Origin of the sequence: Streptomyces sp. NPDC006624 (assembly GCF_040611555.1) — a bacterium.
GTDB lineage: Bacteria > Actinomycetota > Actinomycetes > Streptomycetales > Streptomycetaceae > Streptomyces.
This window is the reverse complement of sequence record NZ_JBEXOM010000007.1, coordinates 153,317-178,731: the sequence shown is the minus strand read 5'-3', so window position 1 is coordinate 178,731 and position 25,415 is coordinate 153,317. Positions and strand designations below refer to the sequence as shown.

The window sequence follows — 25,415 nt, the reverse complement described above, 5'->3', positions numbered from 1 at the left end:
GAAACACACCTCAGTGCGCGGGCTCGGCGATGTGCTGCGTACCGATCCGCTTGCGGAAGACCCAGTACGTCCAGCCCTGGTAGAGCATCACGATGGGGGTCGCCACCACGGCACACCAGGTCATGATCTTCAGCGTGTACGGGCTGGACGAGGCGTTGGTGACCGTCAGGCTCCAGTCCGGGTTCAGCGTCGAGGGCATGACGTTCGGGAACAGCGTCAGGAACAGCATCGCCACCGTGGCCACGATGGTGAGTCCCGACAGGGCGAACGCCCAGCCCTCACGCCCGGCCCGCGCCGCGGCCAGCGCCACGAGGAGCGAGGCCACGGCCGCGACCGCCGCGACGAACGAGGCCCCGTCGCCCCGCTCCACCTGCGTCCACAGCAGGAAGACGAGTGCGAGCAGCGCGGTCAGCAGCCCGACGCGCAGCGCCAGCGTCCGCGCCCGCTCCCGGATCTCCCCCACGGTCTTCAGCCCGACGAACACCGCCCCGTGGAAGGTGAACAGCGTCAGGGTGACCAGCCCGCCCAGCAGCGCGTACGGGTTGAGCAGGTCCAGGACGGAGCCGGCGTAGTTGAAGTCCTGGTCGATCTTCACGCCGCGCACGATGTTGCCGAAGGCCACGCCCCACAGGAACGCGGGGAGCAGCGAGGTCCAGAAGATCGCCGTCTCCCAGTTGCGCTGCCAGTCCTCCTCGGGCCGCTTCGCACGGTACTCGAAGGCCACGCCCCGGACGATGAGGCAGACCAGGATGAGCAGCAGCGGCAGGTAGAACCCGGAGAAGAGCGTGGCGTACCACTCGGGGAACGCGGCGAAGGTCGCGCCGCCCGCCGTGAGCAGCCACACCTCGTTGCCGTCCCAGACGGGCCCGATCGTGTTGATCAGCACGCGCTTCTCGGGCCGGTTGCGGGCGAGCAGCTTCGTGAGCACCCCGACCCCGAAGTCGAAGCCCTCCAGGAAGAAGTAGCCGGTCCACAGGACGGCGATCAGGACGAACCAGACGTCGTGCAGTTCCATGACTGTGCAGCTCCCTCGGCCTAGTACGAGAAGGCCATCGGCTTGTCGGCGTCACGGGGGTCGCCGCCGATCTTCGTGGGCGGGTTGAGGTCGGCCTCGGTGAGCTCCGGCGGTCCGGCCTTGACGTACTTGACCAGCAGCTTGACCTCGATCACGGCGAGGATCGCGTACAGCGCGGTGAAGATGATCATCGAGGTGAGGACCTCGGCCTGGGAGACACCGGGGGAGACCGCGTCACGCGTCTGGAACAGGCCGTAGACGACCCACGGCTGGCGGCCCATCTCGGTGAAGATCCAGCCCCAGGAGTTGGCGATCAGCGGGAAGGCCATCGTCCAGACCGCCGCGAGCCAGTACAGACGGGTGAGTCGCGGCCGGAGCGGCTCCCGGAACAGGACGAGATGCGGCACTTCGTCCTCCCCGGTCCGCCAGGCGGCCGGCAGCAGGAACTTCTTCCGCGTGAGCCACAGCCCCAGCAGGCCGATGGAGAACGACGCCATGCCGAAGCCGATCATCCAGCGGAAGCCCCAGTAGGCGACGGGGACGATGGGCTTGTAGTCACCGGGCCCGAACTTCTCCTGAAGGGCCTTGTTGGTGTCGTTGATGCCCGGCACGTAGGACTCGAAGTCGCTGTGCGCCAGGAAGGAGAGCAGGCCGGGGATCTCCAGGGCGACCTTGTTGTGGCCCTCGTCGACGTCCCCGTAGGCGAACACCGAGAAGGGCGCCGGCTTCTCGCCGTCCCACAGCGCCTCGGCAGCGGCCATCTTCATCGGCTGCTGCTCGTACATGACCTTGCCCAGGGTGTCGCCGCTGACCGCGGTGAGCAGGCCGCCGACCGCGACGGTGACCAGGCCGAGCCGGAGGGAGGTGCGCATCACCGGGATGTGCTTCTTGCGCAGCAGGTGGAAGGCGGCGATCCCGACCATGAAGGCGCCGCCCGTGAGGAAGGCCGCGGAGAAGCTGTGGAAGACCTGGTTGAGCGTGGTGTTCTGGGTCAGCACCAGCCAGAAGTCGGTGAGCTCGGCCCGCCCCTTCTGCTCGTTGATCCGGTAGCCGACCGGGTGCTGCATCCAGGAGTTCGCGGCGAGGATGAAGTACGCCGACAGCAGCGTGCCGATCGCGACCATCCAGATGCAGGCCAGGTGGATCTTCTTGGGCAGCTTGTCCCAGCCGAAGATCCACAGGCCGATGAAGGTGGACTCGAAGAAGAAGGCGATCAGTGCCTCGAAGGCGAGCGGCGCACCGAAGACGTCACCGACGAAGCGCGAGTAGTCGGACCAGTTCATGCCGAACTGGAACTCCTGCACGATGCCGGTGACCACCCCCATCGCGATGTTGATCAGGAAGAGCTTGCCCCAGAACTTCGTGGCCCGGAGGTACTTCTCCTTCTCCGTCCGCACCCAGGCGGTCTGCAGTCCGGCCGTGAGTGCGGCCAGCGAGATCGTCAGGGGGACGAACAGAAAGTGGTAGACGGTGGTGATGCCGAACTGCCATCGCGCCAGGGTCTCCGGCGCCAAAGCCAGGTCCACGTCGCCGCTCCTTACCTACGCTTGTGAAAGCGTTCACATTCACAAGCCATTATGCAGCACGCACTTTCGAGCCATGGCGGGGGTCCCCTGGTGACGGCCGATTCGCAGGGGTGCGCTTCGTCACAGAGGTTGCGGTTTCACGTGAAACAGGCGTCCGCCGGGCCTCGATGACCCGGTGCGACAGGGGCCCGGAACCCGCAGAGCCGGTCGGCGAGGGAACGCCGACCGGCTCTGCACACCGGGCTCTGCTCAGCCCTCAGACCTCTTTGCGGAAGCCTTCCGCCACCTTCAGGAAGATGTCGTTCGCCTCGGCCTCCCCGACGGTGACCCGCACACCCTCACCAGGGAACGGCCGGATCACCACGCCCGCCTGCTCACACACCTCCGCGAACGGCACCGTGCTCTCCCCCAGCCGCAGCCACACGAAGTTGGCCTGGGTCTCCGGCACCGTCCAGCCCTGGGCGCGCAGTCCGTCGACCACGCGAGTGCGCTCACACACCAGCGAGCCCACCCGGCCGAGCAACTCGTCCTCGGCCCGCAGCGAGGCGATCGCCGCCTCCTGCGCGATCTGGCTCACGCCGAACGGCACCGCCGTCTTGCGCAGCGCCGCGGCCACCGGGTCGTGCGCGATGGCGAACCCGACACGCAGCCCGGCCAGGCCGTACGCCTTGGAGAAGGTCCGCAGGACGCAGACGTTGGGCCGGTCGCGGTAGATCTCGACTCCGTCCGGCACCTCGGGGTCGCGGATGAACTCGCGGTAGGCCTCGTCGAGCACCACCAGCACGTCGGCGGGGACCCGGTCGAGGAAGCGCTCCAGCTCCGCCCGCCGCACCACCGTGCCGGTCGGGTTGTTGGGGTTGCAGACGAAGATCAGCCGGGTCCGGTCGGTGATCGCCTCGGCCATCGCGTCGAGGTCGTGCACATCACCGGAGGTCAGCGGCACCTTCACCGAGGTGGCGCCGCTGATCTGCGTGATGATCGGGTAGGCCTCGAAGGAGCGCCAGGCGTAGATCACCTCGTCACCGGGACCGGAGGTGGCCTGGATCAGCTGCTGGGCGACACCGACCGACCCGGTGCCGGTGGACAGGTGGGAGAGGGGCACGCCGAACCGATCGGACAGCTCGTTCATCAGCGCCGTGCAGGCCATGTCCGGGTAACGGTTGAAGGAGCAGGCCGCCGCCGTCACCCTCTCCATCACACCGGGCAGCGGCGGGTACGGGTTCTCGTTGGAGGACAGCTTGTAGGCCACGGGTCCGCCTGCCGCGGCCGGCTTGCCCGGCTTGTAGGTGGGGATCCCCTCCAGCTCGGCGCGCAGCTTCGGGCTCGTCTCGCTCACCGCAGTCCTCCTCGTGAAGACCGGCGGCCCATGACCGCCGCCGACATCCAATACTCCTCACCTTATGAGGATTCGGCGCCGCTGCGTATAGCCACGACGGAGCTGTGAGCGTCCGTCTCCCTCGCCCCACCGGCATCAGGGGCATCGCTGTACGAAGGCGTACTAATACGGGGGCGCGCCTCACATATATCTACGCGCCGGTGGTGCACGCCCTGGCGCGCATCACCCGTGCAGGTGAGTTGAGACCTCTTCGCAACATCGGCCACTCGCCAGGCCCGTGCGCGTCGGCACGCCACGTACTGCCATGGGAGCGCTCAACCCCCTTTGTTTCGCATGCAATTGAGCATTAATGATCATGCAGAAACGTGCCTGTCAACGCGTGCATATGCGTCCGCACTACCCCACCGCATGAGCCCTACTATCGGCTCGCCATGACAGCAGCAGGGAAGCACCAGGTGAGCCGCGCGGAAACCTCACGGCGAGGCAGCCGGCCGGGTCGGGCGGGAATCAGAGACGTGGCCGCCGCCGCCGGCGTCTCCATCACGACCGTCTCCGACGCCCTCAACGGCAAGGGCCGGCTCCCGGACGCCACCCGGCGCCACGTCCGTGAGGTGGCCGACCGGCTCGGCTACCGCCCGTCGGCCGCCGCCCGGACCCTCCGTACCGGGAAGTCGGGCCTCATCGGCCTGACCGTCACCACGTACGGGGATGAACCTTTCACCTTCACCGAGTTCGCGTACTTCGCCGAGATGGCCCGCGCCGCCACCTCCGCCGCACTCGCCCGCGGCTACGCGCTGGTCATCCTGCCCGCGACCTCCCGCCACGACGTGTGGTCGAACGTCGCCCTGGACGGCACGGTCGTCATCGACCCCTCCGACCAGGACCCGGTGGTCAGCGAACTCGTCCGGCAGGGCCTGCCGGTCGTCTCCGACGGACGCCCGGCCGGCGCACTGCCGGTCACGGCCTGGGTCGACAACGACCACGAGGCCGCCGTCCTCGGCATCCTCGACCACCTGGCCGACGCCGGCGCCCGCCGCATCGGCCTGCTGACCGGCACCAGCACGGACACGTACACACACCTGTCGACCACCGCGTACCTGCGCTGGTGCGAGCGGGTCGGCCAGGATCCGGTGTACGAGGCCTACCCGGCGCACGATCCGTGCGCGGGCGCCGTCGCCGCCGACCGGCTGCTCGCGCGCCCCGACCGGCCCGACGCGGTCTACGGCCTGTTCGACCCGAACGGCACCGACCTGCTCGCCGCCGCCCGCCGCTACGGCCTGCGCGTCCCCGACGACCTGCTGCTGGTGTGCTGCAGCGAGTCCACCGTGTACGCCAACACCGAGCCGCCGATCACCACGCTCTCCCTGAAGCCGCGGCGCATCGGCACGGCGGTGGTGCAACTGCTCATCGACGCCATCGAGGGCGTGGAGTCCGACCGCACGGTCGAGCAGGTGATACCGACGGAGCTGATCGTGCGCACGTCGTCCGAGCGACGGCCGCCGCGCACGACGGTCAGCCCGCCGCGGTCACCCGAGAAGACGTGAGGTCCCCCTCCGGAGCGAGGGAAGGTCGCCCTCCGGGGAGAAACGGGGCCGGTCCCCCGGAGAGACGGGGCCGTTCTCGCGCAGAGCACGCGAGCGAGGACGGTCACACGACGGTCGAAGCCCGACCCAATCGGGGCGAAAGCCGCAGTGAACCGGAGTCTTGCTCTGATTCACCACCCCTGGGTCATCACATGGCGCGATCCGCATTCCTATGATGGGCCCACGACACCGGCGGACCGCTACGACCAGGCAGTCCGATGCGGTGCAGATGCGGCGCGATGGTGGAGGGGTCGATGACTCAGGGGGCCGGTCAGGGACCCGAGGTGGAGCGTACGGCGACGTTGCGCGACTTCCGGGTGCCCGCGTACGTCCACGAGACCGGCCCGTACGTCCACAGCGCCCACCCCGGCGAGGTCGCCCCGCCGCCCGAGGAGACCTACCCCGAGGGCTACACGCCGACCCAGCGCGACCTTCCCGTCATCAACCGGGGTGACACTGTCCAGGTGACCGTCGATCCCGAGAACGCCGCGGCCCCACAGACCACCACCGGGCAGGGCCCGCTGTACGTCGTGGGCGACGTGCACGGCTACCTCGACCAGCTGGTGACCGCCCTCCAGGAGAAGGGCCTGCTCGACGCGGCGGGCAACTGGTGCGCCGGCACCGCACGCCTGTGGTTCCTCGGCGACTTCACCGACCGCGGACCGGACGGCATCGGCGTCATCGACCTGGTGATGCGGCTGTCCGCCGAGGCCGCGGCGGCCGGCGGCTACTGCAAGGCGCTCATGGGCAACCACGAACTGCTCCTGCTCGGCGCCAAGCGGTTCGGCGACACCCCCGTCAACTCCGGGGCCGGCACCGCCACCTTCCAGGCGGCCTGGCTGCTCAACGGCGGCCAGAAGACCGACATGGACCGCCTCCAGGACCACCACCTGCAGTGGATGGCCCGGCTTGACGCCGTCGAGGAGGTCGACGGCCATCTGCTCGTGCACTCCGACACCACCGCCTACCTCGACTACGGCCGCTCCATCGAAGAGGTCAACGACACCGTCCGCGAGACGCTCACGCGCAACGACGCGGACGAGGTCTGGGACCTGTTCCGCAAGTTCACCAAGCGGTTCTCCTTCCGCGACGAGGGCGGCGCGGACGCCGTGCGCTCCCTGCTCGATACGTACGGCGGCACCCGCGTCGTTCACGGCCACAGCCCGATTCCGTATCTGGTGGGCGAGGTCGGCTCCGAGGAGGACGAGGACAGGGGCGACCCCGTCGTCGAAGGACCGCACGTCTACGCCGACGGACTCGCCATCGCGATGGACGGCGGTGTGACCATGGCCGGAAAGCTGCTGGTCCAGCAACTGCCGCTGCCCTCGTGACCGTTCACAGGTCAGGCGCCGGCCGTCACAGGACCGGACCGGTGACGGGCCAATTTCGGTAAACCCCCTGTCACCGGCCACCGTCACCGCTCTACCATCGGCTTATCCGTAGCAGGCTCCCCTCCGTTTCTGCCCGACGGCTCGTCAGCATGCCGAGCCCCAAGCCCTACGGAGCATCGGGGGATGCACATGAACAGCGTTCCGCAGCACCTGCTGAGCGAGGACCGCCAGGACTACGAGCGGCTCCTCGATGAGGCGCTGCGCTCCGCACCACACCGTCCGGAACTGGCCGCTGTCGGACAGCGGCTCAACCCCGAGCAACTGCGCACCATGGCGCTCAGCGCCACCGCACTCATCACGGCCGCCGCGGCGACCGAGTACCAGCACTACGTCAAGGTCCGCGACGAACTGCGCCAGCCGGCGTCGACCGACCCGGCGTCCGTACGCGCGTCCGGCTCGTCCGAGCCGGGCACGGGCGCGGGAGGCATCGCCGCCACCATGGGAGAGGTCGCCGAGACCGCCGGCGCGGGCGCCGTCGCCGTCGTCGCCGTCCTGGCACCCGTCCTGGCCGGCACCGCGGCGGCGATCTTCCTGCTCGTCGGCTACGTCCTGCGGATGCTCGACCCGGGGCAGGCGTTCGCCCGGACCATGCTCACCACGGGCTGGGTCTTCGGCGCCGTCACCGCGGTCGCGATCCTCGTCGCCGCCGTGGGTCTGCTGCTCACCGCCCTGCGCAACAAGCCGTCGGCCGAAGGCGGTCCGTACGACGAGTTGCACAGGGAGGTGGCCCGGGCCAGGGAAGCCTGGCGCGCTGCCCTTCTGGAGCGGGGCGTCCTGCCCTTCCTGAGGGAAGCGCTCGCGGACCCGGGCGCGGCCGCTGCCCTGCACCACACGTCCCCGACGACGCCGGTCAGCCGCATACCGCACCTCGGCTACGACCGCCCGGGCTTCACCAGCCCGGACGACGGCCACCGCGGCGGCTCGCGGCCGAGCTTCAGCAGCCCGGACTACACCAGCCCGGACTTCGGAGGCCCGGAACACCAACCGGAGTAGCCGTCGGAGCCTTCAGAGCCATTGAAGCCGTCGGAGCCGTCGGCGCTCATGCCGGCGTCCGTCGGCTTGCGCTCCCCTTCGGGTACCGGTTCGGGTGCCGGCTTCAGGGAGCGCAAGCCGGGCCCCGGCCGGGTGTCGGATGTCGCGATGCAGGTGGAGAACGAGCCGCCCGCCGGTGCCCGCTTCGCCGAGCGCCCGCTTCCTCACAGACGGCGCAGGACCTGTGCCTCGACCCGCTCGACCGTGCGGCGGCTGAAGGCGTGCACCAGCGCGAGGTGGAAGAGCGCCGGTGCGGTCGGCGCCCACCGGTGGACACGGTCCTCGCGCACCAGGTACCGGACGACCGCCGCCGGGCGGAAGGGGACGAAGTCGATCGTCTGGTGCTCCCAGCGGTCGGCGACGCCTCTGCTCATCCGGGTCTGCAGATCCGTGCTCCGCAGTTCGTGCAGCCTGGCGTAGAAGTGCGCGCTCCAATGCCTCCGCTCCACGTCCAGTACGAAGGCCAGCAGGTCGAGCGGGTACTCGTGGGCTTCCAGGGAGAGTTCCTCCCGCATGCCGCGGCGGGCCACGGCATGCAGGTCCGGCGCGCTCCTGCCCGACGAGTCGATGTGCCGTGACAGGCCCTCGTTGACCGAGGAGTTCCAGACGCCCGGGGCCACCCGGACCCGGTCGCTGCGCCGGGTCACCACGAGCATGTCGTCGGCGGTGACCACCGCGACGTTGACCGCGAAGCTGCACTGCAGGAAGGCCGGGGCGTCGAGCGGCCTTTCCGGGTCCAGATAACGCGACCGGGGTGTCGTGCCGTCCGGCAGCCGGCGGTCGAGTTGCTGGGCGGCGAGGAAGGTGTAGTAGTCGGTCGGCCGCAGACGCAGATGGACCTCGGGCCGCTCCTCCAGCGCCGTGCGCGAGACGTCGAGCGACTCGACCGCGTACCGGGGGCCGTTCCACAGGGGACTCCGCCCGTCCGCCCGCAGTCGCTCGCTCTCCTCGGCGATCTCGTCCCGCCAGGCCGCCATGTCCGGGGGCAGCGTCACCTCCTCGTCGAGTACGTGCACATGGACGGTGTCGCTCGATATGGGGAGCTCTCCGTCGCCTTCGACGATCAGAGCGGACGTGTGGAGCGGGCCCAGGGAGAACGTCTGCCAGGCGGGCGCCGACTCCTCCCCGCGCCCGCGGCTCCGGATCGCGCTCGCCGAGCGTCTGCGCAACCGGAACCACGCGTTTTGCAGCGGTTGCTGGAACAGCACGGCGAACACCATGCCGAGGGCGGCGCCCACGACGCCGTTGACCACATCGATCCCGTCCATGCCTGTGACCTTAGGGATCTTGGGCCGGGCCGGTGCCGCCGTGCTGGTTCCGTGACGGGGTCGTAAGGAGGGCCGGGTCAGTCCGCGATCGGCAGGTACACGCGGTTGCCGCTGGCCGCGAACTCCTTCGACTTCTGGGCCATGCCCTCCTCGATCTCCGTTCGGGTGCCGCCGTGTTCCCGGCGGATGTCCTGCGAGATCTTCATGCTGCAGAACTTGGGACCGCACATCGAGCAGAAGTGAGCCGTCTTGGCGGGCTCCGCCGGCAGGGTCTCGTCGTGGAACTCCCGTGCCGTGTCAGGGTCGAGGGCGAGGTTGAACTGGTCCTCCCACCGGAACTCGAACCGGGCGTCCGACAGTGCGTCGTCCCACTCCTGGGCACCCGGGTGCCCCTTGGCGAGGTCGGCTGCGTGGGCGGCGATCTTGTAGGTGATGACGCCGGTCTTGACGTCGTCACGGTTCGGCAGACCCAGGTGCTCCTTGGGCGTGACGTAACACAGCATCGCCGTGCCCCACCAGGCGATCATCGCGGCGCCGATGCCGGAGGTGATGTGGTCGTACGCCGGAGCGACGTCCGTGGTCAGCGGGCCGAGCGTATAGAACGGGGCTTCATCGCAGATCTCCTGCTGAAGGTCGATGTTCTCCTTGATCTTGTGCATCGGGACGTGGCCCGGGCCCTCGATCATGGTCTGTACGTGGAAACGCTTCGCGATCCGGTTGAGTTCCCCGAGCGTCCTCAACTCGGCGAACTGCGCCTCGTCGTTGGCGTCCGCGATCGACCCGGGCCGCAGACCGTCGCCGAGGGAATACGTGACGTCGTACGCGGCGAGGATCTCGCAGAGCTCCTCGAAGTTCTCGTACAGGAACGACTCCTTGTGGTGCGCGAGGCACCAGGCGGCCATGATCGAGCCGCCGCGGGAGACGATGCCGGTCTTGCGGTTGGCGGTGAGCGGCACGTACGCCAGGCGCACCCCGGCATGGACCGTCATGTAGTCCACGCCCTGCTCGGCCTGTTCGATGACGGTGTCCTTGTAGATCTCCCAGGTCAGCTCCTCGGCCCGGCCGTCGACCTTCTCCAGGGCCTGGTAGAGCGGCACCGTTCCGATGGGGACGGGGGAGTTGCGCAGGACCCACTCGCGCGTGGTGTGGATGTTGCGGCCGGTGGACAGATCCATGACCGTGTCGGCGCCCCAGCGGGTCGCCCAGGTCATCTTCTCGACCTCCTCCTCGATGGAGGACGTCACGGCCGAGTTGCCGATGTTGGCGTTGACCTTCACCAGGAACCGCTTGCCGATGATCATCGGCTCGATCTCGGGGTGGTTGACGTTGGCCGGGAGCACCGCCCGGCCCGCCGCGATCTCGTCGCGGACCACCTCGGGCGCCACGTTCTCCCGGAGGGCCACGTACTCCATCTCGGGCGTGATCTCGCCGCGGCGGGCGTACGCGAGCTGGGTGACGGCCTTGCCGTCCCGGCTGCGGCGCGGCTGGCGCGGCCGTCCGGGGAAGACGGCGTCGAGGTTGCGCAGGCCGCCCCGGGGCGCGGTGTGCTTGATGCCGTCGTCCTCGGGACGGACGGGACGGCCCGCGTACTCCTCGGTGTCACCGCGGGCGATGATCCAGTTCTCGCGCAGCGGCGGCAGGCCCCTGCGCACGTCGGTCTCGACGAGTGGATCGGTGTACGGGCCGGAGGTGTCGTACAGCGTGACCGACTGCCCGTTGGTGAGGTGCACCTGGCGGACCGGCACCCGCAGGTCGGGGCGGGTGCCCTCGACGTATGCCTTGTGCCAGCCGATGGACTTCCCGGCCTCCTCGGACTGGGTGTCCTGAACGGAGGCAGGCGTGCGTACGTCCTTGTTGGTCATGAGACCTACTCCCTACGCCGGCATTACCCGGTAACAGGTTCGGCGGTCGACGCAGCGGTATCCGTCTGCCGACGTTCCGTGTGAAACATCACTCGACTTCGGTGATGTTTCATGTGAAACATCGCTGGGACGGAGGTCAGCGCCCTCTCAGCCCGGTGCTCCGAGCTCCCGCGTGTACAAAAGGTGCCTCCACGCTAGCGGCAATCTTGGCGCGGTGAACAGAGGGCCCCCGTCGTTCTTGCGATGATCGGTCGGTGACCACGACGAACCGACCTCCGTACCCACCGCCCGAACCGCCCCGCGGATCCGGCGCCGGAAACGGCAACGGCCCCGGAGGCGGCCCTGATGCCGCGGCCGGGGGCGGGCACTCGCCTGCCCGGGGGCAGCGGTCCGTGCCCGGTGCGCGTTTCGGCACCGGCCCTGAGCGTGGCTCCGGTGCTTCCGGCGGGTACTCCTCGGGTCCCACCAGTGGCTACGGACCCGGCGGCGGCCAGGGAGCCGGGCCGGGAGACGGTCACGGTGCCGGTCCGGCCGGTGGACAGGGCTACGGCCCCGGGGCCAGGCACGGTGGTGGTCCTGTGGGCAGACAGGGTCCCGGGGACGCGCACGGCGCCGGCCCCGGGCCCGGGCGGGGTCCCGGGGGCGGACAGGGGCACGGCGACGACGTCCACGGGCACGGCTCGGTTGTCGGGCCGGGACACGGGCACGGCTCCGGTGACGGGCCAGGACACGGACACGGCCCCGGTGACGGGCCAGGACACGGACACGGCCCCGGTGACGGGCCAGGACACGGACACGGCCCCGGTGACGGGCCAGGGCACGGCCGCGGCGGTGACGGACATGGTCATGGCGGCGGTGACGGACACGGTCCCGGCCCGGGGGGCCCCTCGCCCGGCGGCGGCCACGGGCACTCGCACAGTCACAGCCACGGTCCGGCGGCCCCCGTCTCCACGCACCTGCGCAAGGTGATCGCGGCGATCCTGATTCCCTTCGCCGCCGCGGTCCTGGTCGGTCTCGCCGTGCTGTGGCCGGGCGGTGCCCCGCCGCACGAGCGCACGGGCGTCGGATTCGACCGGCAGACCCAGCAAGCCACGGTCACCAAGGTCGTGGAGGTGAGCTGTCAGGAGGCCGGCGCCCAGGGCGTCCCGCCGACCGGTGACACCTCCACCGCCGAGGGGTCCTCCGCGGTGCAGCAGGAGAACGGCGACTGCAAGCGGGCCACGATCCGGATCGACAGCGGCAAGGACAAGGGCCGTACGTTCACCGAGATCGTCCAGCCCGACCAGTCCCGCCAGCTGCACGAGGGCCAGGAGGTCGTGGTCGCCTACGAGCCCTCCGCGCCCAAGGAACTGCAGTACTCGGTCACCGACGTCAACCGCCGTCTGCCTCTGACGGTGCTGGCCGGCATCTTCGCGCTCGCCGTCGTGGCGGTCGGACGGCTGCGTGGGCTGATGGCGCTGATCTCCCTGGCCATCAGCTTCCTGCTGCTGAACTTCTTCATCCTGCCCGCGATCCTGCAGGGCTCGAATCCGCTGGTCGTGGCGGTGGTGGGCGCGAGCGCCATCATGCTCATCGCCCTGTACATGTGTCACGGCCTGTCCGCCAGAACCTCCGTGGCGGTACTGGGCACCCTCATCTCGCTGTTGCTGATCGGCCTGCTCGGCTCGGTGTTCATCGACTGGGCCGCGCTCACCGGCAACACCGACGACAACACCGGTCTGATCCACGGCCTGTACCCGACGATCGACATGAGCGGTCTGCTGCTCGCCGGCATCATCATCGGCTCGCTCGGTGTCCTCGACGACGTCACGGTCACGCAGACGTCGGCGGTCTGGGAGCTGCACGAGGCCAACCCGTCGATGGGCTGGCGCGGGCTCTACCGGGCGGGCATCCGGATCGGCCGCGACCACATCGCCTCGGTCGTCAACACGCTCGTCCTCGCCTACGCGGGTGCCGCGCTGCCGCTGCTGCTGCTGTTCTCCATCGCGCAGAGCGGGGTGGGCACGGTCGCCAACAGCGAGCTGGTCGCCGAGGAGATCGTGCGCACGCTGGTCGGTTCGATCGGCCTGGTCGCGTCGGTGCCGGTCACCACGGCGCTGGCGGCGCTGGTGGTCTCGGCCGACCGCCCGGGAGCGGAGTCCGCCGCCGCGGAGACAGCGGCGGCACCGGTGCGGGGCGGGAGGGGCCGGCGCCGCAAGCGCTGACGCCGACAGGCGGCGGGTGCGTCAGAGAAGCGTTCCTGCAAGAGGCGGCGGCATCCGGTGAAGCGTTCCTCCACCGTGCCGCCGGCCGCTGCCTCATCCGGCGCCCTGCTCCGCCAGGATGCGGTCGAGAGCCTCGTCGAGGTGGGCGTCGAAGTCGGCGAGCGCGCCCTCCTGGCCCAGCGGCACCAGCTTGTCCGTACGGTCCAGGAAGGCGACCAGCGGCGCCGTGGAGGACCGGAACAGCGCCTGGTCGCCGCCCACCTGCAGCCGGATCAGCACCTCGCCCAGCGAGTCCGGTTCGACGGGCGTGACCCGCACATCGCCCTCGCCGCACGGCCGGCCGACCCCGTCGATCAGCAACTCCCGGCCGAAAGCCCAGGTCACGGGGGCATCACCGGGCAGATGAAAAGTCAGCCGGATGGCATAGGGATCACTGGTCTCATAGCGCAGCTCCACCGGAATGCGGAAGGAGAGCTCCTCGGACACGAGGAAGCTCATCATGACCTCTGCTTGTACGGACTCGCGCATCGCTAACCCCGTCATTCGCCGTCGACTGGCCGGGAACGAACCTCTGACATCAGGTGGAATCTTGCTGAACGTACACAGCAGATCACAAGGAGTGAGTTTTCACATAGTGATAGAGAGCGCGAGCGAACCGAGAATGCGTCCGATCTCCGCCTGCAACTGACGGGCCGTGGGCAGCAACCGGTCGGCCTGGTGGGCGGGCAGGGAGATGGCCAGCGTCGCCGCGGTGGTGCCCAGGGTGAGCGGGATCGCCGCGCAGACCGCGCCCAGGGCGTACTCCTGACGCTCGATCACCGGTTCCATCCGGCGTACCCGCTCCAGACGTCTGAGCAGGCTGTGATCGTCCCGCACCGTGTACGGCGTCAGAGGCCGCACCGGGTAGCGCTCGAGGTGGTCCCGGCGGGCCTCCTCGTCCAGTTGGGACAGCAGGCACTGCCCGACGGCGTGCGCGTGCCCGGTCTCCCGGAAGTCCGCCCACTCCTCGACGGCCGGGATGCCCTGGCTCTCGGCGACGCACATGACCTCGATCTCGCCCTCGCGGTACACCGCGTAGTACACGGGGGCACCCAGCAGGTCACGCCAGCGCGCGAGCGCGTCGACGACCGTGCTGCGACGTTTCTGCCGTGCTCCGCTGCTGCTCAGCCGCTCGGCCGCCTCGCCGAGGAAGAACAGCCCCTTGTCGCGCTGCAGATAGCCCTCGTGCACGAGCGTGCGCAGCAAGTGGTACGTCGTGGGCAGGGCGAGCCCGGTCTCACGGGCCAGTTGCTTGGCGGGAGCGCCGTACTCGTGGCCGGCGACAGTCTCCAGCAGCTTCATCGCGCGCTGCACGGATCCGATGAGGGTCGCCGGAGCGGCCGGTGACGCGGGGCGGGCCGAACCGCCGGAAGCCGCCGAGCGGGGTTGCGCGGGGACGGTGGGGAGGTGGACAGAGGCGGTGTCAGCCGGGACCAAGGGGCACTCCGAGGCGCGAGGTGGCAGCCCGTGCGGGGAACACGGGAGGGGATGTACGCCGCTCGCGGGGTTGTCCCCGCGTCGAGTTCCGGACTCTATTCGTCTGCCACCGCACGCAGACGGCCCTGCGGGCAAACTTCCCCCGGCCGAGGGAACCGGAGATTCCAGGAGTTTCCCGCTACCCCCACCGGTTCCGCATGCGTCTCACCAGTCGCTGCGCGACGACGAACTCGATGTGAACTTCCGTACGACGTAGATCAGTCCGCCGACCAGCGCCACGAAGACCAGCACCTTGAAGAGCAGTCCGATCACGAAGCCGACCACGCTGGCGATCAGCCCGCCGAAGACGACGATGGCGATGATCGGCACCGCGACCCACTTCACCCACCACGGAAGCCCCGCGAAGATCTCTCGCATCGTCCTTGTCCTTGCCTCTCGCCGGTCCGAGTGCCGGGTTGTGTCGGTTCCTTGACGTCCTGCACTCGATGCTAGGTCGGGGAGGGGTCCCGCGGGGGCCTCGCACCCCTTGTCCTCCCCTGACCGATCCCCTAGGGAACCCGGACCGCCGCCTCAGCTCTCCGGCGGAGAGAAGATCACGAGCACCCTCAGGTCCTCGGTGATGTGGTGGAACTTGTGGGCGACGCCGGCGGGCACGTAGACCACGCTGCCGCGCGCCACCTGGGTCGTCTCCATACCGACGGTGATCGCGGCACGGCCGCTCACCACGAAGTAGACCTCGTCCTGACTGTGCGGCTTCTGCGGATCCTGCTCGCCCGCGTCCAGGGCGTACAGGCCGACCGACATGTTCTTCTCCCGAAGGAACTGCAGGTAGGCGCCCTCGTTGGCGGCGCGCTCCGCCTCCAGTTCGTCCAGCCGGAATGCCTTCATCGCCTTGTCCGCCCCTGCCTTCTGTGCCCGCGTCCGATCAGGTCTGCCACGATCAGACACATGATGAATTTCCTAGTCAAGACGATCGCCAACGCGGGCGCCCTGGCGGTCGCCGTGTGGCTGCTCGACAAGATCACCCTGACCGGTGACAGCACGGCCAAGCAGGCCGGCACCCTGATCATCGTCGCACTGCTCTTCGGCCTGGTGAACTTCCTGGTCAAGCCGTTCGTCAAGCTGCTGAGCCTGCCGCTGCTGATCCTGACGCTCGGGCTGTTCACCCTGGTCGTCAACGCGCTGATGCTGCTGCTCACCTCGTGGCTGGCCGGCGTGCTCGACCTGAGCTTCCACGTGGAGGGCTTCTGGACGGCCGTGCTGGGCGGCCTGATCATCTCGATCGTCTCCTGGGCGCTGAACGTCGTCCTGCCCGACGGGGACTGAGCGCCCATGACCTACCGCGTCTGTTTCGTCTGCACGGGCAACATCTGCCGCTCCCCGATGGCCGAGGCCGTCTTCCGCGCGCGGGTCGCGGAGGCCGGCCTGCAGGACATGGTCGAGGTCGACAGCGCCGGCACCGGGGGCTGGCACGAGGGCGACGGTGCCGATCCGCGCACCGTGGCGGTCCTGGAGGAGAACGGCTACGCGATAGCCCACACGGCCCGGCAGTTCCAGCCGTCGTGGTTCTCGCGGCTGGACCTGGTGGTCGCCCTGGACGCGAGCCACCTCGGGGCGCTGCGCCGCCTCGCGCCCACGGAGCAGGACGCGCGGAAGGTGCGGTTGCTGCGGTCGTACGACCCCGCCGCCGGCGACGATCTCGATGTTCCCGACCCCTACTACGGGGGCGCGGACGGTTTCGAGGAGTGCCTTGAGATGGTGGAGGGGGCGAGCGCCGGTCTGCTCGCCGCGGTGCGCAAGGACATGGAGGGACGAGCGGCATGAGTGAATCCGCGACGGGTGACATGGGCGGAGCGACGGGGGGCACGCCCCGGGAGACGCCCGGCGCGGACCGGGCCAGGCCCGCCCTGGAGCACGGGGGAGCCGAGCCGGACCGGGTGGTGACCGATCCCGACCGGGTGACCGGCGCCGCGGGCCGGGCCACCGCGGGCACCGGTGACGGCACGCGCGCGGTGCGGGCCGGGCTGCCCGAGGCGGTCAAGCACGAGCCGACCCTGCCCGGGCCGGTGTTCGCCGCCCACTTCCACCTGCCGGGCGACCCCACCGGCCCGTACACCTACGGCCGTGACGAGAACCCGACCTGGACGCTGCTGGAGCGCGCCGTCGGCGAGCTGGAGGCCCCCGGCCAGGACGACGTCGAGACACTCGTCTTCGCCTCGGGCATGGCCGCGATCTCGGCGGTGCTCTTCTCCCAGCTGCGCAGCGGCGACGTGTGCGTCCTGCCCGACGACGGCTACCAGGCGCTGCCCCTGGCCCGCGCCCAGCTGGAGGCGTACGGCATCGAGGTGCGCACCGCGCCGACCGGCGGCGACGCCCAGCTCGACGTGCTCGACGGCGCGAAGCTGCTGTGGATCGAGTCCCCGTCGAACCCCGGGCTCGACGTGTGCGACATCAGGAGGCTCGCCGACGCGGCCCACGAGCAGGGCGCCCTGGTGGCCGTCGACAACACCCTCGCCACGCCGCTGGGCCAGCGCCCCCTGGCACTCGGCGCCGACTTCGCGGTGGCCAGCGGCACCAAGCAGCTGACCGGTCACGGCGACGTCCTGCTGGGCTACGTCGCCGGCCGGGACGCCGGGGCCATGGCCGCCGTGCGGCGCTGGCGCAAGATCGTCGGAGCGATCCCCGGGCCCATGGAGGCCTGGCTCGCGCATCGTTCGATCGCGACGCTCCAGATGCGGGTCGACCGGCAGAACGCGACGGCTCTGGCGGTCGCCGAGACGCTACGCGCGCGGCCCGAGGTGACCGGACTGCGCTATCCCGGGCTTCCCGAGGACCCCTCGCACAAGATCGCCGCGCAGCAGATGCGGCGCTTCGGGTGCGTCGTGTCGTTCACGCTGCCCTCGCGCGAGCGTGCCGACCGTTTCCTGGACGCCCTGCGGCTCGTGGACGACGCGACGAGCTTCGGCGGGGTGCGGTCCACGGCCGAACGCCGCGGGCGCTGGGGGGGTGACGCCGTGCCGGAGGGCTTCATCCGCCTGTCCGTCGGCGCCGAGGACCCTCAGGATCTGGTGGCCGATCTGCTGCGGGCGCTGGACGCGTCGGCAGCCTGACATCCCCCACGGACGGTCCGAGCCTCCCCCCTCGTGGCTCGGACCGTCCCCCGGTTCCGCGCGCAAGAACCGCGCGAACAAGGCTAGTTGACTCTCTGTCAGTGTCCAATCACGGTAGCGACAGGGACCTATCGACTTATTTATAGTTGAGCGCGGCCGGGGGGCCGGGAGCGGGGCCGGAGAGGGGAGAGTGCAAGGTGGATCTGGCCTTGCTGCGGACCTTCGTGACCGTGCACCGGGCCGGCTCCTTCACGCGCGCCGCCGCGCTGCTCGGTCTCTCCCAGCCGGCCGTCACCTCCCAGATCAGGACGCTGGAACGGCAACTGGGGCGCCCTCTGTTCCTCCGGCAGGCCCGCGGTGTGACGCCGACCAGCATCGGTGAAGAACTGGCCCACAAGGCCGCGCCGCATCTCGACGCCCTGGTGGAGATAACGGAGACCGGCCTCCACGACGACTCCTCCTTGCGGACGCTGCATCTCGCAGGGCCCCCGGAGTTCACCGCCGAGCGGGCCCTTCCCGCACTCACCGAGCTGACCGGCGAGGACGGCCAGGGGTTCGCGTTGCGCGCTTCCTTCGGGAACGCCGAGGAAATCCTGGAAGGGCTTTCCGCCGGACATCATGATCTGGCCATCAGCACGGTCCGGCCGCGCGGTGCTCTGCTCACGGCGACTGCGCTCTGCGACGAGGAGCACGTTCTGGTCGCCGCCCCGCGCTGGGCCGAGCAGATCGGTGCCGGGCAGCCGGACAGCAAACCGGAACCGGCCCTGGAGCAGGTGCCCGTGGTGGAGGTGCACGAATCGCTGCCCTTCGTCTCCCGCTACTGGGCCTCGGTCTTCGACTCGCGCCCGGCCGCTCCGGGCACAGTCGTCGTGCCCGACCTGCGTGCGGTGCTGGCGTGCGCGGTCGCGGGCGCGGGGCTGGCGGTGCTGCCGCGGTATCTGTGCGCGTCCGCGCTGGAGCGGGGTGAGGTCGTCGCCCTGCACGAGCCCGCGGTGCCGCCGCTGCGGACGTACTTCCTGGTGGTGCGGACCGGGACACTGGCGATGCCGCATGTCGCGCGAGCGCACGAGTGGCTGCTGAGGGCGGCGGGCGACTGGTGCTGAGGGGGCGGACGGGCGGTGGCGGGGCGCCCAGGCTCGTGCCTCACTCTGGGAGCTCGGGTGGTGACGTTTCGCGATGTTTCACGTGGAACCAGCCGGGCCACATTTCCCCCATGACCGTCCGACCCGTGGTCAAGCGCACCGCCCGCGCCGTTCTGCTGGACGGTGACGACCTGATCCTCATCAAGCGCACCAAGCCGGGCATCGATCCGTACTGGGTCACCCCCGGCGGCGGGGTCGAGCCCGATGACCCGACCGTCGTCGACGCCCTGCACCGAGAGGTGTACGAGGAACTCGGTGCGAAGATCACCGACGTGGTGCCCTGCTTCGTGGACACGGTGGAGCACATCGGGGACGACGGCGGCGCGACCGGCGTGAAGGTGCAGCACTTCTTCGTCTGCCACCTGGCGTCCATGGATCTGTCCCAGCGCCACGGCCCCGAGGTGAACGAGCCCATCGGCGAGTACGAGATCGTGCGGGTGCCCTTCACCCGCGTCGGGATCGCCTCCGTGCACCTCGTTCCGCTGTCGCTGCGGCACTACCTGGACGGCAACATCGAGGGTGTACGCGCTCTGCACGCACCCGATCTGGGCTGATCAGACCCCGCCCTCCGGACGGTCAGGTGCCGGCCGAGACGAGTTCCTCCACCGAGTCGTGCCGTATGCGGTCCGACGGGATTCCGCTGTGCCGCAGGGCGTCCACGCCGCTGCGGATCATGCCGGGCGGCCCCGAGAGATAGGCGTCGTACTCGTTCCACGGGCCGAAGGCGCGTATGGCGTCGGGGAGCTGCTGCCGGGCCTGCTGGTCGATGATCGCGCGCACCGAGAGCCAGGGGTGGGTCTGCTGGAGACGGAGCATCGTGTCGATGTCGTACAGGTCGTGGTCGGTGCGGGCGCCGTAGAAGACCTCCACGGACCGGCGGTCGCCGTGCTGGGCGACGTCCTCGACCAGGGCCTTGATGGGGGCTATGCCGGTGCCGCCGCCCAGGCAGAGGAGTCCGCTGTCGGTGGTGTGGTCGACGGTCATGGAGCCGGCGGGCGGGCCGAGCCGGACGATGTCACCGGGGCGGGCGCGGTGCACCAGGGCGTTGGAGACCCAGCCGGCCGGCACGGCCTTCACGTGGAACGACAGCAGGCCGTCGGAGCGGGGCGCCGAGGCGAAGGAGTAGTGCCGCCAGATCCGCGGCCACCAGGGCGTCTCCAGGCTCGTGTACTGCCCGGCGAGGAACGGGTACGGCTGGTCCGGGCGGACGGTGACCACCGCGATGTCCGGGGTCCTGAGGTCGTGGGCGACGACCTCGGCGTACCACCAGGCCGGGGCCCGCAGCTCGTCCGCGGCCGCCGCGTCGATCATGATCTGGGAGATCGTGGTGTAGGCCCGTACCCAGGCGGCTTCCATCTCCCCGGTCCAGACGCGGGCGGCGTACTGGCTCAGCGCGCCGATGAGGCACTCGCCGACGGCCGGGTAGTGCTCGGCCCGCGTGCCGTACTTGCGGTGGCCCCGGCCGAGGTTCTGCAGGTAGTCGACGAGGACGTCGGTGTTGTCGATGTGCTCGGCGGCCGTGAGCAGCGCTCTGAGCAGCCGGTCCCGCTGGGTGTCCATCGCGGCCGGGAACAGTGACCGCAGATCGGGATGGCGGACGAAGAGCAGGGCGTAGAAGTACGACGTGACCTTGTCGGCCACGGGGGTGACCTCCTCCATCGCCCGGCGGATCAGGACGGCGTCCGGTGACGCTGCCGGGGTGGACGCGGCGGTTGCCCCCGCTGGGGGTCGCTGGGTGGGCACGCGCGGCTCGGCGGGCGGCACGACGGTGGAGGCGAAGGGCGCCGGGGTGAGCATGGTGGGTGCGGGACCTGCCGACGCGGGCGGTGCGTGGCGTGCGTCCCCGGGCGTCGGCGTCTGCTCTGCCGCGCCGGAAGGAGGCGGCGCCGGTCGGCCCACCGGGCGTATCGTCGCCGGTCGGCGCCCTTCGGCCGCACTGGGCTCACTGTCCGGTGGCGGGTTCGTGCGGGGTGTGAACCAGCCGCCCCCACCGCCGGAAGTGCCGTCGTCCGACGACGTGGTGGTCGGAGCGTCCATGGTGTGCCTCGCCTCGAGCATCTTCTCGGTCGGTCTGCGCACGTTCCTGGTCGGAAGGTGCCTGCTTCCCCCGTGGACGGACTGCGTTCCCGTCCTTGCCGCGGCTCATGCGGCCGTACTCAACCCGGAATTCGTCTCCGTACGGACAAGTAGGACGAGAGTGCGACGTTGGCCACAGCTCTCCCGCCGAGTTTCGCACCTGTCCGGGCGGCTCCTGCCGCATAACCGGAAACCCGGGTCTTCGATCTCTCCGTCCCCATAGGCTGCATTGCCATGCGCGCACGCCCCGGTAACGGGTCACCCGCCCCGGAACGAACCGGAGTCGACCCTACCGGCCACCGCCACGCACACAAGTCCCCCCTTCTCTCCTCACGAATACGGGCGTGGCGCGAATCACCGCTTCGTCAACCACCGCACAGGAGACATGTATTCGCCGCCCAGAGCGGACATCCACTGTTCTTACGCGTTTCACGTGAAACACTCAGCGACTGTTTCCCCGCTGTGCGGGCGACTACAACTGGCCAAAAGCTCGTATGTCTCCGCCGAAAGAGGTGGACGCCGGGGGTCCCGGTCGGACAGCCTGACCTGCGTGTCGACTCCTTCCCTTGACTCCCTGCCCATTCGCCGTCTGACGCTCCGCGATCTCACCGCTTGCGCCGACTTGTCCGAGGACCGGGGGTGGCCACGGGAGGAGCACAAGTGGGGTTTCCTCCTCACAGCCGGGAAGGCCTACGGAATCGATGATCCCGACGGCGGCCTGGTGAGCGCCTGCGTCGTCACCGAGTACGGACCGCAGGAGCGTCCCGCCCTCGCGGCGATCGGCATGGTGCTCGTGGCGGAACGGCACGCCAGGAAGGGTGTGGGTCGCCGGCTGATGCGTCACGTGGTCTCCGCACGGGGCACCACACCCGTCACCCTGCACGCGACACCGAACGGCCGCCCGCTCTACGAGGAACTGGGCTTCAAGGTCGTCGGACGGGCGGAGATGGTGAGCGGGCGCTTCATGCCGGGGGGAGCAGAGCCGAAGGTCACCACCCGTGCCGCGACCGCTGAGGATCTGTCCGCGATCCTCCGCCTCGACGAACCGGCGTTCGGGACCGACCGCACGCACATCGTCACCCGGCTGCCCGCCTTCGCCGACCAGTTGCGCGTGGCGGAGGAGGACGGGCGGATCATCGGCTATGCGGCCGCCTGGCCCAACATGCAGACCCATGTCGTCGGCCCGCTCATCGCCCGTGACACCTCGGTGGCGCAGGCGCTCATCGCTTCCCTCGCCGCCCACACCGACCGCCCCCTGCGCACCGACATCGATGTGCGGCACGAGGAACTGCTCGCATGGGTGAAGGAGCGCGGTCTCGCGCCCGTCGCCTTCAACTCCGTGATGGCGTACGGGATCACGGAGCTGCCGGGAGACTGGCGCCGGCGGTTCGCCCCGGTGACGGTGGCGGCGGGCTGACGAGCCGGAAACGACGAAGCCGGCTCCCTGAGGGCCAGGGAGCCGGCTTCGGGCTGCTTGAAGCACGCCCTTGTCAGGCGAGGGCCTTCACGGCGTCCGTGGCGAAGGCGTGGTCCTGCTCCGGTGCTCCGCCGCCGACGCCGACGGCACCGACCAGCCGGCCGTCGCGGTGCACCGGCACGCCGCCGGCGATGAACAGCAGCGGCCGGTCGAGCGCCGTGGGCAGCGTGTGGAAGGGACCTCCGGGCTGCACGGCGTCGACGAGGTCGGCGGTCGGGGCGTTCAGCTGGAGCGCCGTGTAGGCCTTGCGGGTGCTGGTCTCACCGGAGATCAGCACGGCACGGTCGTCCCGCCGGAAGGCGAGCAGATGCCCGCCCGCGTCCAGGACGGTGACGCTGACGGTGACACCCGCTGCCTCGGCGGCGCGGTGGGCAGCGGCGACGAGGGCGTCGGCGTCCCGCGCGGTCAGCGGGGTGACAGTGGTGGTGCTCATGAGGGGGTTTCTCCTGACGGACGGGCCGGGTCGTGCGGTTCCCGGACAGGCAAGGGCTGGGGGCCCCTGGCGCCGGTGAGTTCCGCGGGTCGGGTCGTGGAAGGTCGGGTGGGCTGTCGCCGCCCGGTGGTTCAGTGGTGGACGGTGCTCGGCTGCTCGGCCGGTGCGGCCTGTGTGACGACGGTGCTGGGTGCCCCGGCACGGCGCTCCAGGGCGGCCGACAGGAAGGCCAGCAGCAGCGCTGCCGCGGCCAGGGCGGCACCCACCCAGTTGGGGGCGGTGTAGCCGAGGCCCGCCGCGATCACGAGGCCGCCGAGCCAGGCGGACAGGGCGTTGCCGAGGTTGAAGGCGCCGATGTTCACGGCGGAGGCCAGGGTGGGCGCGCCGTGCGCCTGGTCGAGGACCCGCTTCTGCAGCGGGGGGACCGTGGCGAAGCCCAGGGCTCCGATCAGCGTGATGGTGACGGCCGACAGCACCTTGCCGTGTGCGGTGAGGGTGAACAGGGCCAGCACGACGGCCAGGGCGCCCAGGGAGACGTAGAGCATGGGCATCAGGGCACGGTCGGCGAACCTGCCGCCGACGAGGTTGCCGGCGACCATGCCGAGGCCGAAGAGGACGAGCAGCCAGGTGACCGATCCCTCGGCGAAGCCGGCGACATGGGTCATCATCGGCGCGATGTAGGTGATGGCCGCGAAGACTCCGCCGAAGCCGAGGACGGTCATCGCCATCGCGAGCAGAACCTGCACGTTCTTGAAGGCGGCCAGCTCGTGCCGCAGGCGCACCCCCTCCGGCTTGGCCATGTCGGGGACGAGCCGGGCGATGCCGGCCAGGCCCACGACGCCGAGGACGGCGACGATGCCGAAGGTGACCCGCCACCCGACGGACTGCCCGACGAACGTGCCCAGCGGGACGCCGACGACGTTGGCGACCGTCAGCCCGGTGAACATCATCGCGATGGCCCCGGCCTTCTTGTCCGGGGCGACCAGCTCGGCCGCGACGACCGAGCCGATGCCGAAGAAGGCCCCGTGGGCCAGCGAGGCGACGATCCGGCCGAGCAGCATGACCGCGAAGGCCGGGGCCAGCGCGGAGAGCAGGTTGCCGACGATGAACAGGCCCATCAGCAGCATCAGCATCCGCTTGCGGGAGACCTTGGTGCCGAGCACCGTCATCAGCGGGGCGCCGAACACGACACCGAGTGCGTAGCCGGTGACCAGGTAACCGGCGAGAGGGATGGAGACCCCGTAGTCGCCCGCGACCTGGGGGAGCAAGCCCATGATCACGAACTCGGTCGTTCCGATCCCGAAGGCCCCGATCGCGAGGGCCAGAAGCGCGAGAGGCATGGAGGGTTACCTTCCCAGAAGATTGCATGAGCGCTTTGCGTGCGTCCACAATAGTTGCAGACGCTGGTTATCTGCAATCGCCGTCTATTGCGGCGTTGCCCTATCCTGGATGTCAGCCGCTCCGGGACGGAGGAAACGCCCATGACTGCGACGGACCCCGCGCTCACCGCCCTCGCCCAGGGCTGGTGCGCCCTCTCGCTGCTCCACGGGAGGATCGAGAGCCACATCGAGCGAGCCCTGCAGGCGAAGCACGACCTCAGCGCCCGCGAGTACTCCCTGCTGGACGTGCTCAGTCGGCAGCACGACGGAGACGGAGGCCATCTGCAGATGAAGCAGGTCGCCGACGCGGTCGTCCTCAGCCAGAGCGCGACCACGCGCCTGGTCACCCGGCTCGAGGACCGTGGGCTCCTGGAGCGCTACCTGTGCCCCACGGACCGCCGGGGCATCTACACCAACGTCACCGCGGCGGGCCTGGAACTGTTGGAGGCGGCTCGGCCGACCAACGACGCCGCCCTGCGCGAGGCCCTGGACGAGGCGGCGAAGAACCCCGAGCTGGCCCCGCTGGTGAGGGCCGTCGAGACGCTGAAAGCCCCCGTGCCCGCATAGGACGCCCCGGCCCTACCGCCTCCGGGCTGGCAGCCACCTGTGCGTAGGGTGCGCCCATGGGAGATCTTGAGATACGTGCCGCCGTCGCCGACGACGTCCCGGCGATCGTGGGAATGCTCGCGGACGACCCGCTCGGCGCACAGCGTGAGTCGCCGGACGACCTCACCCCGTACCTGACCGCGCTGGAGCGCATCAGTGCCGACCCGAACCAGCACCTGGTCGTGGCGGTCCGGGAGGGGCGCGTGGTCGGCACGCTGCAACTCACGATCATTCCCGGGCTGTCCCGGCGAGGGTCGACCAGGTCCATCATCGAAGCCGTCCGCATCCACGCCGATGAGCGCGGCAGCGGCCTGGGCTCGCAACTCACCGAGTGGGCGATCGCCACGTCCCGGGACGAGGGCTGCCGGCTGGTGCAGCTGACCTCCGACAAGACTCGCACCGACGCCCATCGCTTCTACGAGCGCCTCGGCTTCACGGCTTCACACACGGGCTTCAAGCTCCAGCTCTGACCATGAGCGGACCGGGAGCGGGCGCTGTT

At 70.1% G+C, this 25,415-nt stretch carries 24 protein-coding genes and 1 riboswitch; of the genes, 12 read left to right on the top strand and 12 right to left on the bottom strand.

The window, feature by feature from the left end; translation table 11 throughout:
• Positions 1-10: 10 nt before the first annotated feature.
• From cydB to hisC, 3 genes are all read right to left on the bottom strand, one after another.
• Entirely contained in the window at positions 11-1,015 is a 1,005-nt protein-coding gene (cydB, locus tag ABZY20_RS16015; protein ID WP_356441999.1) for a cytochrome d ubiquinol oxidase subunit II, read from the bottom strand.
• 20 nt (positions 1,016-1,035) lie between these two features.
• Positions 1,036-2,541, bottom strand: a complete 1,506-nt coding sequence (locus tag ABZY20_RS16010; RefSeq protein WP_356441998.1) for a cytochrome ubiquinol oxidase subunit I — start codon at positions 2,539-2,541, stop codon at positions 1,036-1,038.
• Positions 2,542-2,797: 256 nt separating this feature from the next.
• Positions 2,798-3,877: a histidinol-phosphate transaminase gene (gene hisC / locus ABZY20_RS16005; protein ID WP_356441996.1), complete on the bottom strand. Its 1,080-nt coding sequence runs from the start codon at positions 3,875-3,877 to the stop codon at positions 2,798-2,800.
• A gap of 431 nt (positions 3,878-4,308) precedes the next feature.
• On the opposite strand from hisC, the gene ABZY20_RS16000 reads away from it, so the two are divergent.
• From ABZY20_RS16000 to ABZY20_RS15990, 3 genes are all read left to right on the top strand, one after another.
• Positions 4,309-5,421 carry a LacI family DNA-binding transcriptional regulator gene (locus tag ABZY20_RS16000; RefSeq protein ID WP_356441994.1) on the top strand — a complete coding sequence of 371 codons (1,113 nt, stop codon included), beginning with the start codon at positions 4,309-4,311 and terminating at the stop codon, positions 5,419-5,421.
• 278 nt (positions 5,422-5,699) lie between these two features.
• Positions 5,700-6,791 carry a metallophosphoesterase gene (locus ABZY20_RS15995; protein WP_356441992.1) on the top strand — a complete coding sequence of 364 codons (1,092 nt, stop codon included), beginning with the start codon at positions 5,700-5,702 and terminating at the stop codon, positions 6,789-6,791.
• 183 nt (positions 6,792-6,974) lie between these two features.
• Complete coding sequence (locus tag ABZY20_RS15990; RefSeq protein WP_356441990.1) at positions 6,975-7,844, top strand: hypothetical protein; 870 nt, start codon at positions 6,975-6,977, stop codon at positions 7,842-7,844.
• A 203-nt stretch (positions 7,845-8,047) separates the two neighbouring features.
• On the opposite strand, the gene ABZY20_RS15985 is transcribed toward ABZY20_RS15990, so the two are convergent.
• Positions 8,048-9,151: a hypothetical protein gene (locus tag ABZY20_RS15985; protein WP_356441988.1), complete on the bottom strand. Its 1,104-nt coding sequence runs from the start codon at positions 9,149-9,151 to the stop codon at positions 8,048-8,050.
• A 77-nt stretch (positions 9,152-9,228) separates the two neighbouring features.
• Complete coding sequence (gene thiC / locus ABZY20_RS15980) at positions 9,229-11,013, bottom strand: phosphomethylpyrimidine synthase ThiC (RefSeq protein WP_356441987.1); 1,785 nt, start codon at positions 11,011-11,013, stop codon at positions 9,229-9,231.
• A riboswitch (TPP riboswitch) is annotated at positions 11,006-11,195 on the bottom strand. (Overlaps the previous gene by 8 nt.)
• Positions 11,196-11,978: 783 nt before the next feature.
• On the opposite strand from thiC, the gene ABZY20_RS15975 reads away from it, so the two are divergent.
• The gene (locus ABZY20_RS15975; RefSeq protein ID WP_356441985.1) at positions 11,979-13,217 is read left to right on the top strand and encodes a YibE/F family protein; all 1,239 of its coding nucleotides are present in this window, start codon (positions 11,979-11,981) and stop codon (positions 13,215-13,217) included.
• A gap of 93 nt (positions 13,218-13,310) precedes the next feature.
• Here ABZY20_RS15975 and ABZY20_RS15970 read toward each other — a convergent pair whose 3' ends face one another.
• From ABZY20_RS15970 to ABZY20_RS15955, 4 genes are all read right to left on the bottom strand, one after another.
• Positions 13,311-13,745: an SsgA family sporulation/cell division regulator gene (locus ABZY20_RS15970; protein WP_356441983.1), complete on the bottom strand. Its 435-nt coding sequence runs from the start codon at positions 13,743-13,745 to the stop codon at positions 13,311-13,313.
• Between the two features lie 99 nt (positions 13,746-13,844).
• The gene (locus ABZY20_RS15965) at positions 13,845-14,570 is read right to left on the bottom strand and encodes an IclR family transcriptional regulator C-terminal domain-containing protein (RefSeq protein ID WP_356441981.1); all 726 of its coding nucleotides are present in this window, start codon (positions 14,568-14,570) and stop codon (positions 13,845-13,847) included.
• Positions 14,571-14,897: 327 nt separating this feature from the next.
• The gene (locus ABZY20_RS15960; protein ID WP_356441979.1) at positions 14,898-15,110 is read right to left on the bottom strand and encodes a DUF5326 family protein; all 213 of its coding nucleotides are present in this window, start codon (positions 15,108-15,110) and stop codon (positions 14,898-14,900) included.
• Between the two features lie 153 nt (positions 15,111-15,263).
• Positions 15,264-15,581: a cupin domain-containing protein gene (locus ABZY20_RS15955; protein WP_356441977.1), complete on the bottom strand. Its 318-nt coding sequence runs from the start codon at positions 15,579-15,581 to the stop codon at positions 15,264-15,266.
• 60 nt (positions 15,582-15,641) lie between these two features.
• Here ABZY20_RS15955 and ABZY20_RS15950 point away from each other — a divergent pair, with 60 nt between their 5' ends.
• The 5 genes from ABZY20_RS15950 (at position 15,642) to ABZY20_RS15930 (ending at position 19,499) form a co-directional block, all read left to right on the top strand.
• Positions 15,642-16,019 carry a phage holin family protein gene (locus ABZY20_RS15950; RefSeq protein WP_356441975.1) on the top strand — a complete coding sequence of 126 codons (378 nt, stop codon included), beginning with the start codon at positions 15,642-15,644 and terminating at the stop codon, positions 16,017-16,019.
• A 6-nt stretch (positions 16,020-16,025) separates the two neighbouring features.
• Positions 16,026-16,517: a low molecular weight protein-tyrosine-phosphatase gene (locus tag ABZY20_RS15945; RefSeq protein WP_356441973.1), complete on the top strand. Its 492-nt coding sequence runs from the start codon at positions 16,026-16,028 to the stop codon at positions 16,515-16,517.
• Positions 16,514-17,803: a cystathionine gamma-lyase gene (locus ABZY20_RS15940; protein ID WP_356441971.1), complete on the top strand. Its 1,290-nt coding sequence runs from the start codon at positions 16,514-16,516 to the stop codon at positions 17,801-17,803. Before ABZY20_RS15945 ends, ABZY20_RS15940 begins: the two co-directional genes overlap by 4 nt.
• A 197-nt stretch (positions 17,804-18,000) precedes the next feature.
• Complete coding sequence (locus ABZY20_RS15935) at positions 18,001-18,906, top strand: LysR family transcriptional regulator (RefSeq protein ID WP_356441969.1); 906 nt, start codon at positions 18,001-18,003, stop codon at positions 18,904-18,906.
• A gap of 110 nt (positions 18,907-19,016) precedes the next feature.
• The gene (locus ABZY20_RS15930; RefSeq protein WP_356441968.1) at positions 19,017-19,499 is read left to right on the top strand and encodes an NUDIX hydrolase; all 483 of its coding nucleotides are present in this window, start codon (positions 19,017-19,019) and stop codon (positions 19,497-19,499) included.
• A gap of 22 nt (positions 19,500-19,521) precedes the next feature.
• Here the strand turns inward: ABZY20_RS15930 and ABZY20_RS15925 are convergent, their stop codons facing one another.
• Positions 19,522-21,003, bottom strand: coding sequence for a globin domain-containing protein (locus ABZY20_RS15925; protein ID WP_356442258.1), 1,482 nt, complete (start codon positions 21,001-21,003; stop codon positions 19,522-19,524).
• Positions 21,004-21,571: 568 nt separating this feature from the next.
• On the opposite strand from ABZY20_RS15925, the gene ABZY20_RS15920 reads away from it, so the two are divergent.
• Positions 21,572-22,438, top strand: coding sequence for a GNAT family N-acetyltransferase (locus ABZY20_RS15920; RefSeq protein ID WP_356441967.1), 867 nt, complete (start codon positions 21,572-21,574; stop codon positions 22,436-22,438).
• Between the two features lie 73 nt (positions 22,439-22,511).
• On the opposite strand, the gene ABZY20_RS15915 is transcribed toward ABZY20_RS15920, so the two are convergent.
• Complete coding sequence (locus ABZY20_RS15915; protein ID WP_356441966.1) at positions 22,512-22,931, bottom strand: heme-binding protein; 420 nt, start codon at positions 22,929-22,931, stop codon at positions 22,512-22,514.
• A gap of 131 nt (positions 22,932-23,062) precedes the next feature.
• Complete coding sequence (locus tag ABZY20_RS15910) at positions 23,063-24,271, bottom strand: MFS transporter (RefSeq protein WP_356441965.1); 1,209 nt, start codon at positions 24,269-24,271, stop codon at positions 23,063-23,065.
• 141 nt (positions 24,272-24,412) lie between these two features.
• On the opposite strand from ABZY20_RS15910, the gene ABZY20_RS15905 reads away from it, so the two are divergent.
• Together ABZY20_RS15905 and ABZY20_RS15900 are read left to right on the top strand one after the other, a co-directional pair.
• Positions 24,413-24,877, top strand: a complete 465-nt coding sequence (locus ABZY20_RS15905; RefSeq protein WP_356441964.1) for a MarR family transcriptional regulator — start codon at positions 24,413-24,415, stop codon at positions 24,875-24,877.
• Between the two features lie 56 nt (positions 24,878-24,933).
• A complete protein-coding gene (locus tag ABZY20_RS15900; protein ID WP_356441962.1) occupies positions 24,934-25,386 on the top strand; it encodes a GNAT family N-acetyltransferase in 453 nt (150 codons plus the stop codon).
• Positions 25,387-25,415: the final 29 nt, after the last annotated feature.

Coding starts and splice junctions, on each gene's coding strand:
- cydB (WP_356441999.1), bottom strand. CDS start 1,015: ATGGAACTGCACGACGTCTGGTTCGTCCTGATCGCCGTCCTGTGGACC.
- ABZY20_RS16000 (WP_356441994.1), top strand. CDS start 4,309: ATGACAGCAGCAGGGAAGCACCAGGTGAGCCGCGCGGAAACCTCACGG.
- ABZY20_RS15995 (WP_356441992.1), top strand. CDS start 5,700: ATGGTGGAGGGGTCGATGACTCAGGGGGCCGGTCAGGGACCCGAGGTG.
- ABZY20_RS15990 (WP_356441990.1), top strand. CDS start 6,975: ATGCACATGAACAGCGTTCCGCAGCACCTGCTGAGCGAGGACCGCCAG.
- ABZY20_RS15985 (WP_356441988.1), bottom strand. CDS start 9,151: ATGGACGGGATCGATGTGGTCAACGGCGTCGTGGGCGCCGCCCTCGGC.
- thiC (WP_356441987.1), bottom strand. CDS start 11,013: ATGACCAACAAGGACGTACGCACGCCTGCCTCCGTTCAGGACACCCAG.
- ABZY20_RS15970 (WP_356441983.1), bottom strand. CDS start 13,745: ATGCGCGAGTCCGTACAAGCAGAGGTCATGATGAGCTTCCTCGTGTCC.
- ABZY20_RS15960 (WP_356441979.1), bottom strand. CDS start 15,110: ATGCGAGAGATCTTCGCGGGGCTTCCGTGGTGGGTGAAGTGGGTCGCG.
- ABZY20_RS15955 (WP_356441977.1), bottom strand. CDS start 15,581: ATGAAGGCATTCCGGCTGGACGAACTGGAGGCGGAGCGCGCCGCCAAC.
- ABZY20_RS15950 (WP_356441975.1), top strand. CDS start 15,642: ATGATGAATTTCCTAGTCAAGACGATCGCCAACGCGGGCGCCCTGGCG.
- ABZY20_RS15945 (WP_356441973.1), top strand. CDS start 16,026: ATGACCTACCGCGTCTGTTTCGTCTGCACGGGCAACATCTGCCGCTCC.
- ABZY20_RS15940 (WP_356441971.1), top strand. CDS start 16,514: ATGAGTGAATCCGCGACGGGTGACATGGGCGGAGCGACGGGGGGCACG.
- ABZY20_RS15930 (WP_356441968.1), top strand. CDS start 19,017: ATGACCGTCCGACCCGTGGTCAAGCGCACCGCCCGCGCCGTTCTGCTG.
- ABZY20_RS15925 (WP_356442258.1), bottom strand. CDS start 21,003: ATGCTCGAGGCGAGGCACACCATGGACGCTCCGACCACCACGTCGTCG.
- ABZY20_RS15915 (WP_356441966.1), bottom strand. CDS start 22,931: ATGAGCACCACCACTGTCACCCCGCTGACCGCGCGGGACGCCGACGCC.
- ABZY20_RS15910 (WP_356441965.1), bottom strand. CDS start 24,271: ATGCCTCTCGCGCTTCTGGCCCTCGCGATCGGGGCCTTCGGGATCGGA.
- ABZY20_RS15905 (WP_356441964.1), top strand. CDS start 24,413: ATGACTGCGACGGACCCCGCGCTCACCGCCCTCGCCCAGGGCTGGTGC.
- ABZY20_RS15900 (WP_356441962.1), top strand. CDS start 24,934: ATGGGAGATCTTGAGATACGTGCCGCCGTCGCCGACGACGTCCCGGCG.